At 30.3% G+C, this 16086-nt stretch carries 17 protein-coding genes; 9 read left to right on the top strand and 8 right to left on the bottom strand.

Annotation, left to right across the window (positions count from 1 at the left end; all coding sequences use genetic code 11):
• Window positions 1-10: 10 nt before the first annotated feature.
• From cmeA to cmeC, 3 genes are read left to right on the top strand one after another with little or no spacing between them, the layout of a single operon-like run.
• Window positions 11-1114: a multidrug efflux RND transporter periplasmic adaptor subunit CmeA gene (cmeA, locus tag AJ885_RS05730; RefSeq protein WP_070210140.1), complete on the top strand. Its 1104-nt coding sequence runs from the start codon at window positions 11-13 to the stop codon at window positions 1112-1114.
• Window positions 1114-4236 (top strand): multidrug efflux RND transporter permease subunit CmeB, encoded by a 3123-nt coding sequence (gene cmeB / locus AJ885_RS05725; protein WP_079860253.1) that lies wholly within the window; start codon window positions 1114-1116, stop codon window positions 4234-4236. The genes cmeA and cmeB overlap by 1 nt, the downstream gene beginning before the upstream one ends.
• On the top strand, window positions 4229-5707 hold the full coding sequence (gene cmeC / locus AJ885_RS05720; protein ID WP_053872676.1) for a multidrug efflux transporter outer membrane subunit CmeC: 1479 nt from the start codon (window positions 4229-4231) through the stop codon (window positions 5705-5707). The genes cmeB and cmeC overlap by 8 nt, the downstream gene beginning before the upstream one ends.
• Before the next feature lie 22 nt (window positions 5708-5729).
• Here cmeC and cmeU read toward each other — a convergent pair whose 3' ends face one another.
• Entirely contained in the window at window positions 5730-5981 is a 252-nt protein-coding gene (cmeU, locus tag AJ885_RS05715) for a CmeU family protein (protein WP_002870770.1), read from the bottom strand.
• Window positions 5982-6108: 127 nt separating this feature from the next.
• Between cmeU and AJ885_RS05710 the strand changes: the two genes are divergently transcribed.
• Window positions 6109-7455 (top strand): coproporphyrinogen III oxidase family protein, encoded by a 1347-nt coding sequence (locus AJ885_RS05710; protein WP_053872675.1) that lies wholly within the window; start codon window positions 6109-6111, stop codon window positions 7453-7455.
• On the opposite strand, the gene hemJ is transcribed toward AJ885_RS05710, so the two are convergent.
• From hemJ to AJ885_RS05690, 4 genes are all read right to left on the bottom strand, one after another.
• A complete protein-coding gene (hemJ, locus tag AJ885_RS05705) occupies window positions 7452-7904 on the bottom strand; it encodes a protoporphyrinogen oxidase HemJ (protein ID WP_002861126.1) in 453 nt (150 codons plus the stop codon). The genes AJ885_RS05710 and hemJ overlap by 4 nt on opposite strands.
• The gene (gene lspA / locus AJ885_RS05700; RefSeq protein ID WP_044793899.1) at window positions 7888-8358 is read right to left on the bottom strand and encodes a signal peptidase II; all 471 of its coding nucleotides are present in this window, start codon (window positions 8356-8358) and stop codon (window positions 7888-7890) included. The genes hemJ and lspA overlap by 17 nt, the downstream gene beginning before the upstream one ends.
• Window positions 8351-9688 (bottom strand): phosphoglucosamine mutase, encoded by a 1338-nt coding sequence (glmM, locus tag AJ885_RS05695; protein ID WP_070210138.1) that lies wholly within the window; start codon window positions 9686-9688, stop codon window positions 8351-8353. Before glmM ends, lspA begins: the two co-directional genes overlap by 8 nt.
• A 93-nt stretch (window positions 9689-9781) precedes the next feature.
• Window positions 9782-10807 (bottom strand): cytochrome-c peroxidase, encoded by a 1026-nt coding sequence (locus tag AJ885_RS05690; protein WP_053872645.1) that lies wholly within the window; start codon window positions 10805-10807, stop codon window positions 9782-9784.
• 199 nt (window positions 10808-11006) lie between these two features.
• Here AJ885_RS05690 and plsY point away from each other — a divergent pair, with 199 nt between their 5' ends.
• The 5 genes from plsY (at window position 11007) to AJ885_RS05665 (ending at window position 14485) form a co-directional block, all read left to right on the top strand.
• Window positions 11007-11615 (top strand): glycerol-3-phosphate 1-O-acyltransferase PlsY, encoded by a 609-nt coding sequence (gene plsY / locus AJ885_RS05685; protein ID WP_002861122.1) that lies wholly within the window; start codon window positions 11007-11009, stop codon window positions 11613-11615.
• Complete coding sequence (locus tag AJ885_RS05680) at window positions 11600-11917, top strand: dihydroneopterin aldolase (RefSeq protein ID WP_002857609.1); 318 nt, start codon at window positions 11600-11602, stop codon at window positions 11915-11917. The genes plsY and AJ885_RS05680 overlap by 16 nt, the downstream gene beginning before the upstream one ends.
• A gap of 78 nt (window positions 11918-11995) precedes the next feature.
• Window positions 11996-12667: a homeostatic response regulator transcription factor HsrA gene (gene hsrA, locus AJ885_RS05675; RefSeq protein ID WP_053872665.1), complete on the top strand. Its 672-nt coding sequence runs from the start codon at window positions 11996-11998 to the stop codon at window positions 12665-12667.
• Between the two features lie 112 nt (window positions 12668-12779).
• Window positions 12780-13025 (top strand): YfhL family 4Fe-4S dicluster ferredoxin, encoded by a 246-nt coding sequence (locus AJ885_RS05670; protein ID WP_002854647.1) that lies wholly within the window; start codon window positions 12780-12782, stop codon window positions 13023-13025.
• A complete protein-coding gene (locus AJ885_RS05665) occupies window positions 13025-14485 on the top strand; it encodes a Ppx/GppA phosphatase family protein (RefSeq protein WP_070210137.1) in 1461 nt (486 codons plus the stop codon). Before AJ885_RS05670 ends, AJ885_RS05665 begins: the two co-directional genes overlap by 1 nt.
• On the opposite strand, the gene AJ885_RS05660 is transcribed toward AJ885_RS05665, so the two are convergent.
• Genes AJ885_RS05660 through AJ885_RS05650 form a run of 3 tightly spaced genes read right to left on the bottom strand, consistent with a single transcriptional unit; the run spans window position 14482 to window position 16016 of the window.
• Window positions 14482-15285, bottom strand: a complete 804-nt coding sequence (locus AJ885_RS05660) for a hypothetical protein (protein WP_053872663.1) — start codon at window positions 15283-15285, stop codon at window positions 14482-14484. The two genes, AJ885_RS05665 and AJ885_RS05660, sit on opposite strands and share 4 nt — an antisense overlap.
• Window positions 15286-15594, bottom strand: a complete 309-nt coding sequence (gene fliN, locus AJ885_RS05655; protein ID WP_002824739.1) for a flagellar motor switch protein FliN — start codon at window positions 15592-15594, stop codon at window positions 15286-15288.
• Window positions 15594-16016: a chemotaxis protein CheX gene (locus AJ885_RS05650; protein ID WP_044780438.1), complete on the bottom strand. Its 423-nt coding sequence runs from the start codon at window positions 16014-16016 to the stop codon at window positions 15594-15596. The genes fliN and AJ885_RS05650 overlap by 1 nt, the downstream gene beginning before the upstream one ends.
• Between the last annotated feature and the right edge of the window lie 70 nt (window positions 16017-16086).

Raw genomic sequence — 16086 nt, 5'->3', positions numbered from 1 at the left:
AGGTAAAACCATGAAATTATTTCAAAACAATACTATTTTAGCTTTAAGTGTTGTGCTTTTACTCACTGCTTGTAGCAAAGAAGAAGCACCAAAAATACAAATGCCGCCTCAACCTGTAACGACAATGAGTGCTAAATCTGAAGATTTGTCACTTAGTTTTACTTATCCTGCTAAACTTGTCAGTGATTATGATGTTATTATAAAACCTCAAGTTAGTGGCGTAATAGTAAATAAACTTTTTAAGGCTGGAGATAAGGTAAAAAAAGGACAGACATTATTTATTGTAGAGCAAGATAAATTTAAAGCTAGCGTTGATTCAGCTTACGGACAAGCTTTAATGGCTAAGGCAACTTTTGAAAACGCGAGCAAGGATTTTAATCGTTCCAAGGCTCTTTTTAGCAAAAATGCAATCTCTCAAAAAGAATACGACTCTTCTCTTGCTACATTTAATAATGCAAAAGCTAGTCTAACAACTGCTAGAGCACAACTTGCAAATGCAAGAATTGATCTAGATCATACCGAAATAAAAGCTCCTTTTGATGGTACTATAGGAGATGCTTTAGTTAATATAGGGGATTATGTAAGTGCTTCAACAACTGAACTAGTTAGAGTTACAAATTTAAATCCTATTTACGCAGATTTCTTTATTTCAGATACAGATAAACTAAATTTAGTCCGCAATACTCAAAGCGTAAAATGGGATTTAGACAGCATTCATGCAAATTTAAATCTTAATGGAGAAACCGTTCAAGGCAAACTTTATTTTATTGATTCCGTTATAGATGCTAATAGTGGAACAGTAAAAGCAAAAGCTGTATTTGATAACAACAACTCAACACTTTTACCGGGTGCTTTTGCAACAATTACTTCAGAAGGTTTTATACAAAAAAATGGCTTTAAAGTGCCTCAAATAGCTATTAAACAAGATCAAAATGATGTTTATGTTCTTCTTGTTAAAAATGGAAAAGTAGAAAAATCTTCTGTACATATAAGCTACCAAAACAATGAATACGCTATCATTGACAAAGGATTACAAAATGGCGACAAAATCATTTTAGATAACTTTAAAAAAATTCAAGTTGGTAGCGAAGTTAAAGAAATTGGAGCACAATAATGTTTTCTAAATTTTTTATCGAAAGACCTGTTTTTGCTTCAGTTGTTGCAATTATCATTTCTTTAGCTGGAGTCATCGGTCTTACAAATTTACCTATAGAACAATATCCTTCTTTAACTCCTCCTACAGTTAAGGTAAGCGCAACTTACACAGGAGCTGATGCACAAACCATTGCTTCAACAGTTGCAAGTCCTATCGAAGATGCAATCAATGGTGCAGATAATATGATTTATATGGATTCAACTTCAAGTTCTTCAGGAACTATGAATTTGACTGTTTATTTTGATATCGGCACAGATCCCGATCAAGCCACTATAGATGTTAATAATAGAATTTCAGCTGCAACTGCAAAAATGCCAGATGCAGTTAAAAAACTTGGAGTAACTGTTAGAAAAACTTCTTCAGCAACACTTGCTGCAATTTCTATGTATTCAAATGATGGTTCAATGAGTGCAGTGGATGTATACAACTACATCGCTTTAAATGTTTTAGATGAGTTAAAAAGGGTTCCGGGAGTTGGGGATGCAAACGCTATAGGAAATCGTAATTATTCTTTAAGAATTTGGCTAAAACCTGATTTATTAAATAAATTTGGAATCACAGCTACTGATGTAATTTCTGCGGTTAATGACCAAAATGCTCAATACGCAACTGGTAAAATTGGCGAAGAGCCCGTAACTCAAAAATCCCCTTATGTTTATTCAATCACTATGCAAGGAAGACTACAAAATCCTAGCGAATTTGAAAATATTATTTTAAGAACAAATGATGATGGATCATTTTTAAGACTTAAAGATATAGCTGATGTAGAAATAGGATCACAGCAATACAGCTCACAAGGACGATTAAATGGCAATGATGCAGTTCCGATTATAATCAATCTTCAATCAGGGGCAAACGCATTGCATACAGCAGAACTTGTCCAGGCTAAAATGCAAGAACTTTCAAAAAATTTCCCAAAAGGTTTAACATATAAAATTCCTTACGACACAACAAAATTTGTGATAGAATCAATCAAAGAAGTAATTAAAACTTTTGTTGAAGCTCTAATTTTAGTTATCATTGTTATGTATATGTTCTTAAAGAATTTCCGTGCAACGCTTATTCCTATGATAGCAGTACCTGTTTCATTATTAGGAACTTTTGCTGGACTTTATGTTTTAGGCTTTAGTATTAACTTGCTTACGCTTTTTGCCTTGATTTTAGCTATAGGGATTGTTGTAGATGATGCGATTATAGTTGTGGAAAATATCGATAGGATTTTACACGAAAATGAACAAATAAGCGTAAAAGATGCTGCTATCCAAGCAATGCAAGAAGTTAGCTCTCCGGTTATTTCAATTGTTCTTGTACTTTGTGCTGTTTTTATACCCGTTTCTTTTATATCAGGTTTTGTTGGAGAAATTCAAAGACAATTTGCCCTTACCTTAGCAATATCTGTAGCCATATCAGGTTTTGTTGCTCTTACTTTAACACCTTCTTTATGTGCACTCTTTTTACGACGTAATGAAGGAGAGCCATTTAAATTTGTAAAGAAATTTAATGATTTTTTTGATTGGAGTACTTCTGTATTTAGCACAGGAGTAGCATATATTTTAAAAAGAACCATTCGCTTTGTTTTAATTTTTTGTATTATGCTTGGGGCAATTTTTTATCTTTATAAAGCTGTACCAAGCTCTTTAGTTCCTGAAGAAGATCAAGGTTTGATGATTGGCATTATTAATCTTCCTTCGGCTTCAGCACTTCATAGAACAATCTCAGAAGTTGATCATATAAGTCAAGAAGTTTTAAAAACCAATGGAATTAAAGATGCAATGGCTATGATAGGATTTGATCTTTTTACAAGCTCATTAAAAGAAAACGCTGCTGCAATGTTTATAGGCTTGCAAGATTGGAAAGATAGAAATGTGAGTGCTGATGAAATCGCCATGGAACTTAATAAAAAATTTGCTTTTGATCGCAACGCTTCAAGTATATTTATAGGCCTACCTCCTATACCTGGATTAAGCATCACAGGTGGTTTTGAAATGTATGTTCAAAACAAAAGTGGAAAAAGTTATGATGAAATACAAAAAGATGTAAATAAACTTGTTGCTGTAGCCAACCAAAGAAAAGAACTATCAAGAGTAAGAACAACCCTTGATACAACTTTCCCTCAATACAAGCTTATAATTGATAGAGATAAATTAAAACACTACAATCTTAACATGCAAGATGTTTTTAACACAATGAATGCAACTATAGGCACTTATTATGTTAATGATTTTTCTATGTTAGGCAAAAACTTCCAAGTAAATATCCGTGCAAAAGGTGATTTTAGAAATACACAAGATGCATTAAAAAATATTTTTGTAAGATCAAACGATGGAAAAATGATACCACTTGATTCTTTCTTAACTTTACAAAGAAGTTCAGGGCCTGATGATGTAAAACGATTCAACCTTTTCCCAGCGGCACAAGTTCAAGGTCAACCCGCACCAGGTTATACTTCAGGTCAAGCTATAGAAGCGATTGCTCAAGTAGCAAAAGAAACTTTAGGAGATGATTATTCCATAGCTTGGAGTGGATCAGCCTATCAAGAAGTTTCTAGCAAAGGAACAGCAAGCTATGCTTTTGCTTTAGGGATGATATTTGTCTTCTTAATTCTAGCTGCCCAATATGAAAGATGGCTTATACCTTTAGCAGTTGTAACAGCTGTGCCTTTTGCGGTATTTGGATCATTTTTATTGGTATATTTAAGAGGATTTAGCAATGATATATATTTTCAAACAGGACTTTTGCTCTTGATTGGACTTTCAGCTAAAAATGCTATCTTGATCGTAGAATTTGCAATGGAAGAGCGCTTTAAAAAAGGCAAAGGAGTTTTTGAAGCAGCTGTTGCAGCAGCAAAACTTCGTTTTCGTCCTATCATAATGACTTCTTTGGCATTTACTTTTGGGGTCTTGCCAATGATTTTCGCAACAGGAGCAGGAAGTGCTTCAAGACACTCTTTAGGAACAGGGCTTATTGGTGGAATGATCGCAGCATCAACTTTAGCGATATTCTTTGTGCCTTTATTTTTCTATCTTTTAGAAAATTTTAATGAATGGCTAGATAAAAAAAGAGGTAAGGTTCATGAATAAAATAATTTCAATTAGTGCTATAGCAAGTTTTACTCTTTTGATTTCAGCTTGCTCTTTAAGTCCAAATTTAAATATTCCCGAAGCAAACTATAGCATTGATAATAAGCTTGGGGCCTTATCCTGGGAAAAAGAAAACAATAGCTCTATCACAAAAAATTGGTGGAAAGATTTTGATGATGAAAATTTAAATAAAGTGGTTGATTTAGCACTTAAAAATAATAATGATTTAAAACTTTCCTTCATACACATGGAACAAGCTGCCGCTCAATTAGGCATAGATTTTAGCAGTTTGTTGCCAAAATTTGATGGTAGCGCAAGCGGAAGTCGTGCAAAAACAGCTATAAATGCTCCAAGCAATCGAACTGGGGAAGTAAGTTACGGTAATGATTTTAAAATGGGGCTTAATTTAAGCTATGAAATCGATCTTTGGGGAAAATATCGTGATACATATCGTGCCTCAAAATCAGGCTTTAAAGCAAGTGAGTATGATTATGAAGCTGCAAGACTTTCTGTCATTTCAAATACGGTTCAAACTTATTTCAATCTTGTAAATGCGTATGAAAATGAAAATGCTCTTAAAGAAGCTTATGAATCTGCAAAAGAAATTTATAGGATTAATGATGAAAAATTTCAAGTTGGTGCTGTAGGTGAATATGAACTTGCTCAAGCAAGAGCCAACTTAGAAAGTATGGCTTTGCAATGCAATGAAGCAAAATTAAATAAAGAAAATTACCTTAAAGCTTTAAAAATTTTAACTTCAAATGATTTAAATGACATACTTTACAAAAATCAAAGCTATCAAGTTTTTAATCTTAAAGAATTTGACATTCCAACTGGAATTTCGAGTACCATCTTGCTTCAACGTCCAGATATTGCCTCTTCTTTAGAAAAATTAACTCAGCAAAATTATCTTATTGGAGTATCTCGCACGGCTTTCTTGCCTAGCCTTTCTTTAACAGGATTATTGGGATTTGAAAGCGGGGATTTAGATACCTTGGTTAAAGGAGGTTCTAAAACTTGGAATATAGGTGGAAACTTTACTCTGCCTATTTTTCATTGGGGTGAAATTTACCAAAATATAAATTTAGCCAAGCTTAGTAAAGATGAAGCTTTTGTAAATTATCAAAATACCTTGATTACTGCTTTTGGAGAAATTCGCTATGCTTTAGTAGCTAGAAAAACTATACGCTTACAATACGATAATGCACAAGCAAGCGAACAATCTTACAAAAGAATCTATGAAATTGCTAAAGAACGCTATGATATAGGAGAAATGTCTTTGCAAGATTATTTAGAGTCACGTCAAAATTGGCTTAATGCTGCGGTTGCTTTTAATAATACTAAATATTCTTATGCTAATTCCATAGTAGATGTAATCAAAGCATTTGGTGGAGGATTTGAGCAAAGCGAAGATACAGGCAAAAATATAAAAGAAGAATCAAAAAATTTAGATATGTCTTTTAGAGAATAGTTTGTTCTATTCTCTAAATAAATTAAAAATCTTTGTCTAAATCTGCATCTGTAATTTCATAAGCCTTGTAAATAGCAGGCAATAATTTTCTTATAGCATAATCAAAATGATAAAATTGCCTATATACCTCTTCTGGATTTAAATTTTTAGCATTCTTAAAATCAAATACTTCAGTATTATTGATTTTAGCAATATTTTCATCAAAATAAGAGTAAAACTTTGCTCTTTGTTTAAACAAAACATTTAAATTTTGAACAATTTTGGCTTTATCCATTTTATATCCTTTTTAAATAATTTAAAAACTTAATCCCATTTTTTATTTAAGAAATAAAAAATTTACTCCTATTTTAGCTAAAAATTGATAAAGTTATACCTTAAATATTTTAATATATAGGCCACTTATGAATTTATTTCAAAATTTAGCTTTAAAATACTCTCATACTATGATGGAAAAATCCCTCCAAAAAGGTTTCAATGTCGAACTTTTAAAACAACCCAAAGAAAAAATTCCAAAACAAGACAAAAGCTATATGCTTTATGCCCATGTACCTTTTTGCCATACTTTTTGTCCTTATTGTAGCTTTCATAAATATTATTATGATGAAAATTTAGCCAAAGTGTATTTTCAAAATCTTAGAGAAGAAATTAAAATCATGAAAGATAAAGGTTTTGATTTTAGCTCCATGTATGTGGGTGGTGGTACAACACTGATTAACGAAGAGGAATTATTAAAAACCTTAGAACTTTGTAAAAAGTTATTTAATATAAAAGAAATTTCATGCGAAAGCGATCCAAATCATATTGATCCAAATAAGCTTTCTATGTTTAAAGGTATAATTGATCGTTTAAGTTGTGGGATTCAAAGTTTTGATGATGAAACTTTAAAAAAAGTGGCAAGATATAATAAATTTGGTTCATCTAAAGAACTTCAAGAAAAAATTTCAAAAGCTTTAGGAATTTTACCTATTTTTAGTATAGATCTTATTTTCAATCTTCCAGGACAAAGCGAAAAACAACTTTTAAATGACTTAGAAATTGCTAAAAATTTAGCCCCGCAACAAATCACAACCTATCCTTTAATGAAATCAAATCTTACCAAAGATAATATCGCTAAAAGTTTAGGAGTAAGCATTAAAGATAATGAATTTACTTATTATCAAATCATATGTGAATTTTTTAAAGACTATACCCAAAACAATGGTTGGAGTTTTTCTTTAGAAAAAAACAAGCTTAATGACGAATATGTTAGTTCTCATCATGAATATCTAGGAGTGGGCAGCGGGGCTTTTAGCTTTTTAGATGGGGAGCTTTTAATCAATGCATTTAATCTAAATGATTATGCTAAATTTATACAAGAAAAACAAAATGCTAATATAGCCAAAGCTTGTTTTGATAAAAAAGAAATTATCAAATATGTCTTTTTAACTGAAATTTTTTCAGGAAAAATAGAAATTGATCAATTTAATAAAACCCTAAATTGCAACCTCGAAAAAGAACTTTTCATAGAACTTTTAGGGCTTAAAACAAGTGGTGCCATCATAAAAGATCAAAATGCTTTAATCGCAACTGAATTTGGTCAATATCTTTTTGTGGTTTTAATGAAAGATTTTTACACAGGAATGGATCTTGTGCGTGCAGTATTTAGAGATGATAAGCGTCTTAAAAATAAAGATTATATCGATATCATGAAAGAAAATATTGATCCGCTTAACTCCGCTAGTATGGAATTTAAAGCGGAGACAAACTAAAAGGGGCGAACAACCATCATTAAAGCGATAATAATAAACATTATAGTTGGGAATTCATTATAAATTCTAAAATATTTCCCACTTTTAGCAGAAGTATCATTTGCTAAAGCTTTTAAACAATAATAATTATGTATATGGAAAATAATCAAAAGTGTAACACAGGTAAGTTTAACATGCATAAAACCCGAACCTACCATTAAAACTTCCTTATGAGCATGCAACATTAAACTTCCTGTGATTAAAGTCACAATCATTGCAGGAGTTTGTATATAAAAATAAAGTTTTCTTTCTTGAATTTTTACAATCTCGACAAAACCTTTATTGTCTTTATGTTCAGCATGATACACAAAAAGACGAGGTAAATAAAAAAGACCCGCCATCCAAGAAACAAATGCCAAATAATGCACCCATTTAATCCAAAAATAATAATCATTAATCCATTCTGTCATCTTTTTTCCTTTTTTTAAATATTTCTTGTACTAAAATCAAAGCTACACTTATATTTATCATGACATCTGCAACATTAAAAATAGCAAAATTAAACCATTTATGCCAAAAAAACATATCCACTACACCTCCATGTATAAAACGATCCAATAAATTTGAAACACCAGCACCAAGCATCATTCCAAAAGCTATATTATGAGTTTTTAAAAGTGTTTTTTGCCAAAAAAGATAAATAAAAAGCACGCCAATTAAAGCAAGATGTAAATATTTTAAATTATGCTCTAAAAAACTCAACATTGAAAAAGCTACGCCTGTATTTAGAGCATAAGTTAAATCTAAGTATTCACTCTGCCATCTAAGTCCTGCTAAAGTTAAGGATTTTACCCATTGATCAAGAGTAAAAACCAAAACAAAGGCACCCCAAAAATAAAAAATAAATTTAAAAGTTTTAGCCATTTAAAGCTTTCTTAAAAAACTCCACAACATTTTTCATTTCTTTTTCTAAGAGCTTAATATCTTTAGCTTCTAGCAAAAGTCTTATCAAATTTTCTGTTCCAGAATAGCGAAATAAGGTATTAATATTTTTATTTTCTAAATCTTTTTTTAATTCTTTTAAACCTTTAATTTTATCTAAATCTTTTTTTTCTGCAATTTTAAGATTGATTAAAAGCTGAGGATAAGGTTTGACTTGACCCAAAATAGAGCTTGCAGATTTTTTCTTAGAAAGCATTAAAGCGCTAAATTGCAAAGCAGCTATCAAACCATCTCCAGTTTTTGCATAATCGCTAAAAATAATATGTCCGCTTTGCTCTCCGCCAAAATTTCCACCATTAGCTTTTAATTTTTCAAGCACATATTTATCGCCCACATTACAAGTATCAAGTTCTATGCCATGTTTATTTAAAAACTCTTTTAAAGCACCATTACTCATTATAGTAGCCACAATACTTGATTGTAATTTACCTTGTTCTTTAAGATAAAGCGCTAAAACCCCTAATAAACTATCTCCATTAGCCACTTCTCCTTTTTCATCTACAACCACCAAACGATCTGCATCACCATCAAAAGCAAAGCCCACATCTGCACGCAAACGCTTTACCTCAGCAGCTAAATTTGCAGGATGTAAAGCTCCACAATTTTCATTGATATTAAGTCCATTAGGTTTATCGCTCATTACTATAACTTCAGCACCTAATTCCTTAAAAACAGTAGGTGCTACCTTATAAGCTGCCCCATGAGCCACATCTAAAACCACACGCAAAGACTTTAAAGTAAGATCTTTTGGAAAAGAATTTTTAATAGAAACAATATACCTTCCTATAACATCATCAATTCTTTTTGCTTGACCAATTTTTTCCATATCCACCTTAGAGGCTTGTATAAGCTTATCATCAAAATAAATTTCTTCTATTCTTTTCTCTATATCTTCACTGAGTTTATTTCCATGAGCATCAAAAAATTTAATACCATTATCATAATAAGGATTGTGAGAAGCTGAAATCATAATCCCTGCATCACAACGCATATCTTCAGTTAAGAATGCAATCGCAGGAGTTGGCATAGGACCAATTTGTATAACATTATATCCTATAGAAGTAAGCCCTGAAACAATAGCATTTTCTATCATATAGCCGCTTCTTCTTGTATCTTTTCCTACTAAGATATTATTAGTAATACTTTTATCTTTAAAATAAATACCCGCAGCCATTGCCAAACGCATAGCCAAAAAACTATCTAAAAATTCACCCGCTTTTCCACGAACTCCATCAGTTCCAAAAAGTTTCATTGCAAACCTTTCTAGCAAAATTTAAAGACAATTATAACAAAGCTAAGATAAAGAAATTTAAACAAGCTCTAAAAATAGAGCTTGCTTGGAACCTTATAGTTCAGGTTTAGGAGTTCTTTCGGTAGAAATAGGAAGTTGTGGATAAACAATTGCTGGTTTTGTTCCTGTTAAAGATTTTAAGAAAGTTTCAATACTTTTTGCTTCTTTATCAGAAATTTTAATGCCAAGTTGCACACTACCCATTTCCTTAATAGCATCTTTTAAATTCCAAATCGCACCATTATGAAAATATGGAGCAGTTTCAGCAACATTTCTTAAAGTTGGAGTTTTTACCATGCCATTTGCATCACCTTTAAAATCACCTAAATTTGCAAATTTATATTTACCAGCAACTTCAAACGCTTGCATATTGCCACCTAAATTCACACCATTATGACAAGCTACACAACCCTTGTCTATAAAAAGCTTTAAGCCTTTTTGTTCTTCTTTTGTTAAAGCTTTTTCATCGCCTTCTAAAAATTTATCAAAACGAGATGGAGTGATCAAAGTTCTTTCAAAATTTGCAATTGCATCAGCAATATTGTCAAAATTTACACCGCTTTTACCATAGATTTTTTTAAACTCACTCACATATTCAGGCAAAGATGAAATTTTTTCTACTGCAAGTTTAGCAGGAGTTGCCATTTCAGGATCAGCTTGGATTGGACCTTTAGCTTGATCGGCTAATGTTCCTGCACGACCATCCCAAAATTGAGTACTATTTAAAACTGCATTATAAACTGTTGGTGAATTTAAATGATGAGGATTTGCTGTCCATTTATGACCTATTGCAGTACTGATTCCATCTATTCCACCAAGTCCTACATTATGACAGGTATTACAAGAAATGATACCACTTTTTGAAAGGCGTGGTTCAAAATAAAGCTTTTTACCAAGCTCTGCTTTTTCAAGAGTAAATTCACTAGCCTTTACTCCATTTTGTTTTAAAATTTCATCAACGCCTTTTTGATCTTTTGGTAAGGCAACAAGACCTGAATTTTTAGCTTCATCTATAAGACTTGCAGCATTTAAGCTTGAAAAAGCAACTAAGGATGCGATTAGCAATGATTTTACTTTCATTTACAAACTCCTATTAAAGATAAATTAAAATAAAATAATAATCATTTAGAGCTTAAATAAAAATAAATATTATTGAAAAATATTTATAATTAATTAATACTATTTTTATCTTAAAAATTATTTTTTGTTTATTTATTTTCATAAGATATAATTTTTAGTTATAAATCTTAAAATTTTAAGATGATTTGAAAAGGATATTATGGAAAATTTAATAATTTACGCTTTTATATATCTTTTAGGTTCAATCCCTTTTGGGCTAATCCTAGCTAAATTTTTTGCTAAAACTGATATCAAAAAAGAAGGTTCAAAAAGTATAGGGGCAACCAATGTTTTAAGAGTAGTAAAAGAAAAAAATCCCAAACTAGCAAAAAAACTTGCCATTGCTACAATAATTTTAGATTTTGCAAAAGCAGCTATTCCTTTACTAATCTTGAAATTTCTTCATTATGATCAAGCTTTGCTTTGGAGCGTGGCAGTTTTGGCTATTTTTGGACACTGTTTTTCAATTTACTTGTTATTTGAAGGAGGGAAAGGCATAGCAACAGGAGCAGGTGCTATGATAGTTTTGCTTCCATTGGAAGTGCTTACAGCATTTATTGTGTGGGTAGTTATTGGAAAAATTTTCAAAATATCTTCGCTAGCTTCTTTAGCAGCGTTACTTGCTTTTGTTGCAAGTTCTTTTATATTTAATTATGACTTAGAAATTCATACACATGCACCCGTTTTCATTATCGCTTTTATTATAGTATATAAACATCTACCTAATATTAAAAGATTGATTTTTAAAGAAGAATGCAAAGTCATATAAAAATAAAATTTCACTTTAAGTGTATCATTGGTATATTAGATTTCGAAAGAAGGAAAAAACAAAAAATTATTATCAAGCTTAAAGCTAAAGCAAATGAATTTTTAAATTATGCAGAGGTAATTACCAAAATTAAAAAATGGTATAAAAAAGAAGAATTTTACACCCTTGAAGAGTCTTTAGACTTTGTAAGCTTAAATTTAAAAAAAGATTTTCCTAATTTAACCAATCTTAACATAAAAATTTTCAAACCCCATATAATAAAAAATGCTACAGTTGGGGTTAAATTGAAAAAAAAATATTAATTTTTTTTTAAAGATATCTAAACATTTACTTAAGCTATGATATAATTCTTTAAATTTTTCTTAATAAGGATAGAACAAATGAGAATTTTAGTTATAGAAGATGAGATTAGCCTAAATAAAACAATTATAGACAATCTTAATGAATTTGGTTATCAAACCGATTCTTCTGAAAATTTTAAAGATGGAGAATACTTTATCGGCATTAGACATTATGATTTAGTTTTAGCAAACTGGACTTTACCTGATGGAGATGGAGCAGAACTTGTTAATACCATCAAACATAAATCTCCAAGAACTTCAGTTATGATTATGTCTTCAAAAACAGACAAAGAAACAGAAATCAAAGCTTTGAAAGCTGGAGCTGATGATTTTGTTAGAAAACCTTTAGATTTTGATATTCTACTCGCAAGAATTGAAGCAAGACTAAGACTTGGCGGAACCAATGTTATTAAAATTGAAGACTTAGTTATTGATCCAGATGAGGAAAAAATTACTTATAAAGGTCAAGATATAGAACTTAAAGGAAAACCTTTTGAAGTTTTAACGCACTTAGCAAGACATTCGGATCAAATTGTATCCAAAGAACAACTTTTAGATGCCATCTGGGAAGAACCTGAGCTAGTAACTCCAAATGTTATCGAAGTAGCTATCAATCAAATTCGTCAAAAAATGGATAAACCATTAAATATATCTACCATAGAAACAGTTCGTCGTAGAGGATACCGTTTCTGCTTCCCTAAAAAATCTTAACAATTTTGCACCTTCGGTGCAAAAAATTTATCTTTATTTCTATTTTTATATTTTATTTAAGTTTGGTTATTGTATAAACTAAAATTATTTTTTAAATTTTTGAAAGGTTATGATGTCTCTTTTAATTACAAAAGACTGCGTATGTTGTGATGCTTGCAGAGAAGAATGTCCTGATGAAGCTATTTATGAAAATAGTCCAATTTATGTAATAGACCCTGATCTTTGTTCAGAGTGCGTTAATGATTTTTCAGAGCCTGCCTGTATTGTTGCTTGCCCATATGAATGTATCATTCCTGATCCTGATAATGTAGAAACTATAGAAGAATTAAAACTCAAACATAGAGATAGAGAATTTTAATGGCAAAAAAAACAGCCGTTGTTGATCTTGGCTCAAACTCCATTAGAATGGTGATTTTTGAAAAAACTTCTAGATATGGTTTTTATACAACTTGCGAATACAAACGCAAAGTAAGACTTGGAGAAAATGCTTATAATAATGGCAAAATTCTCCAAGAAGAAGCCATGCAAAGAGCTGAAGATGCTTTAGCTTTTTTCAAACAATGCGCTTTAAAGCATAAATGCAAAAAAATATTTATAGTAGGCACATCAGCCTTAAGAGATGCCCCAAATTCAAAAAATTTCATTAAGAGAATCAAAGATAATCTGTCTTTAAATATACGCTGTATAGATGGAAAAAGCGAAAGCTACTTAGGTGGTCTTGCGGCTTTAAATTTATTAAGTCCTTTTAAGGATGGAACCACTTTAGACATAGGTGGTGGTTCTAGTGAATTGTGTTTAATAAAAAATAATAGAATTATTTCTTGCATATCTCTTGATATTGGCACTGTTAGGCTAAAAGAATTATTCTATGATACTGGAAAAATGGATTCTTTAGAAGAATTTATAAAACCAATTTTAGAACAAATTCCTAAAGAATTTTGCAATCAAAACCTTATTGCAATAGGTGGAAGCTTAAGAGCAATATCTAATTCCATCATGCAAAAAAATTCCTATCCACTGAAAAATTTACATGATTTTCGCTATATGCTAGATGAAGAAAAAGGACATATTTTAAAAATTTTTAATTCAAACTTAGACTCTTTAATCAATTTTGGCATAAAAAAGGATCGTTTTGATACCATTAAAGAAGGTATATTTATTTTTTTAAAGATTGCGGAAAAAATAAAAGCCAAACAAGTTATCACGAGTGGAGTTGGAATCAGAGAAGGAGTTTATTTACAAGATTTGCTTCGTCCTAAAATCACATTTCCATCAAATTTCAATCCTAGTTTAAAATGTTTACAAGATAAATTTTTACAATCAAAACAAAAAAATAAAACTCCACATTTTGCTCTGCAAATTTTTACAGCCCTTAAAAATCTTCATAGACTTAACGATAACTACAAACATACTTTACTAAATGCTGCTAAATTATGCCATATTGGAGAATATTTAAATTTCTATTTTGCTAATGAACACTCTGCTCATTTTGTACTAGGTGGATTAAATTATGGATTTTCGCATAAAGAAAAAGCTTTAATTGCTAGCATTATTAAGCTTAATGGAAAAAAAGTTAATCCTTATAATCTTGAACCCTATAAACAACTTTTACCCAATATTCATACCATTTCATGGCTTAATTTTATTTTGTGCTTAGCTAAAACTTTAAGCACAAATGAAGATAAGATTGATTTTGCTTTTGCAAACAATACTCTTTATATATATCAAGAAAACAAAATTCTTAATTTACCCAAAGATGAGCTCAAAAAAATTGCAAAACCAGTTACCATAGCATTGGCAATCAATCAAAAAATTTAAGATTTTTTACCTTTTTGACGCTGCTCTATAAGATTTTGAATTCTTTTTTTATTCTCTTCAAAAAAAGAATCAAAATTTTTCTCTGTTTTTTCTGTATGTTTTATTGTTTGTTCCTCTGGAATTTCAACACTTTCTAAAAGCACATTGGAATTACCTATTATCATTGTATAACGTTTATTAGCATGATCAAAAACAACAAGTTGATTATTTTTATCTAAAAATCTTTGGAAAATCATAGTAAAATCTCTAGAAACATTGTTATTTTTATAAACCATAGTCTTTTTAAACCACCAAAGCACTATTAACAAAATAACTAAACTCAGCATTACCAAGATATAATTTGTATAATCATACCCTTCTAAACTTGTACTTTTTGGTTTAGGCATTAATTCTTGAGAATTATTCGCAGTAGTTGTAGGTGATACTATAGATTCGATATTTGCTTTCCCTTGCTCTATAGCTCGTATTCTTACTCCAAATTTATCATTGATAGAGCTAAGTTCTAAATTAATATTTTGTTTATTTTGTAGCATAATATAGGTATTATTATTTTTAGAACTAATACTAATTTTATCTACAAGTTGAGAGTTAAGTTCTTTTAATTCATCTTTAGAATACGTTAAATCACTAAAAGTTAAAAGAGTTAAATTTTTTTCTTTTTTTTGAGAAATCTTGCCATTATAAGCATTATCAAAAGAAAGCATTAAATCTACTCGGTCATTTCTATCGTAGATATTATAACTAATCAACTCAACACTATATAAAGGTAAAATTAAAAAAAATAATACTAGCAATCTCATTTAAATTTCTTTTTTAAAGTATTGAAGCACAGTCTTAGAATCCAAAATTTCATTAATTCTTATAGCGAGATTTTTTTCATAAACCATAACCTCGCCTTTGCCAAAAATTCTTTTATTGATATAAAGCTCAACGCTTTCTCCAGCAGGCTTTTCAAGATCAATAACCGAACCTACTTCAAGTTTTAAAAGCTCCGCTACACTCATATTTGTAGTTCCAAGCTCGCTTACAAAATCTACTGTAATATCTAAGATATCTTCATAAGATTGTAAAAGCCCATGATGAATGTTAAACTCTATATCATCGCTCATTATTTGCAATATCCTATTCTAAAATAACAATTTTCAAATTTATAAGTTAAAGCTTCATCTAGAACTATTTCAGAAAAATCAACTTTTCCTAAATATTCCGGAATTCCGAGTTTATACTCGTCATCACCCTTGGCATCATTTAACAAATTTTTAGCATAACCTATAATCTGATTGGCACATTCTTTAGTTAAATCGCACCAGTCATCTTCTTTAAATTTTTCATCATTAATTAAAATTTCTGCAATTTTTTTTAAAAATTCTTTTGGAAAAAATAAATAAAAATTACTTTCTCCTTCGCTTTTGCCCATGATAGAAATACTCGCTCCATAAAGTTCACCGCTTATATCTTGAGCTGCTTCAATGCGAAGTCTTAAGATATGCTCGCAAAAATGAGTGATGGAATACTCAAGAATCTTTAACATAGCTACCACCTTTATAAAAAACTTAATTTAAAATTATAGTAAATATAAAATAAAAATATGTTTTAAAATT

The organism is Campylobacter sp. BCW_6464 (genome assembly GCF_001762775.1).
In the GTDB taxonomy this organism is placed as follows: Bacteria; Campylobacterota; Campylobacteria; order Campylobacterales; family Campylobacteraceae; genus Campylobacter_D; species Campylobacter_D jejuni.
The sequence above is the reverse complement of the archived record's forward strand: the minus strand, read 5'-3'. Positions and strand labels throughout refer to the sequence as shown.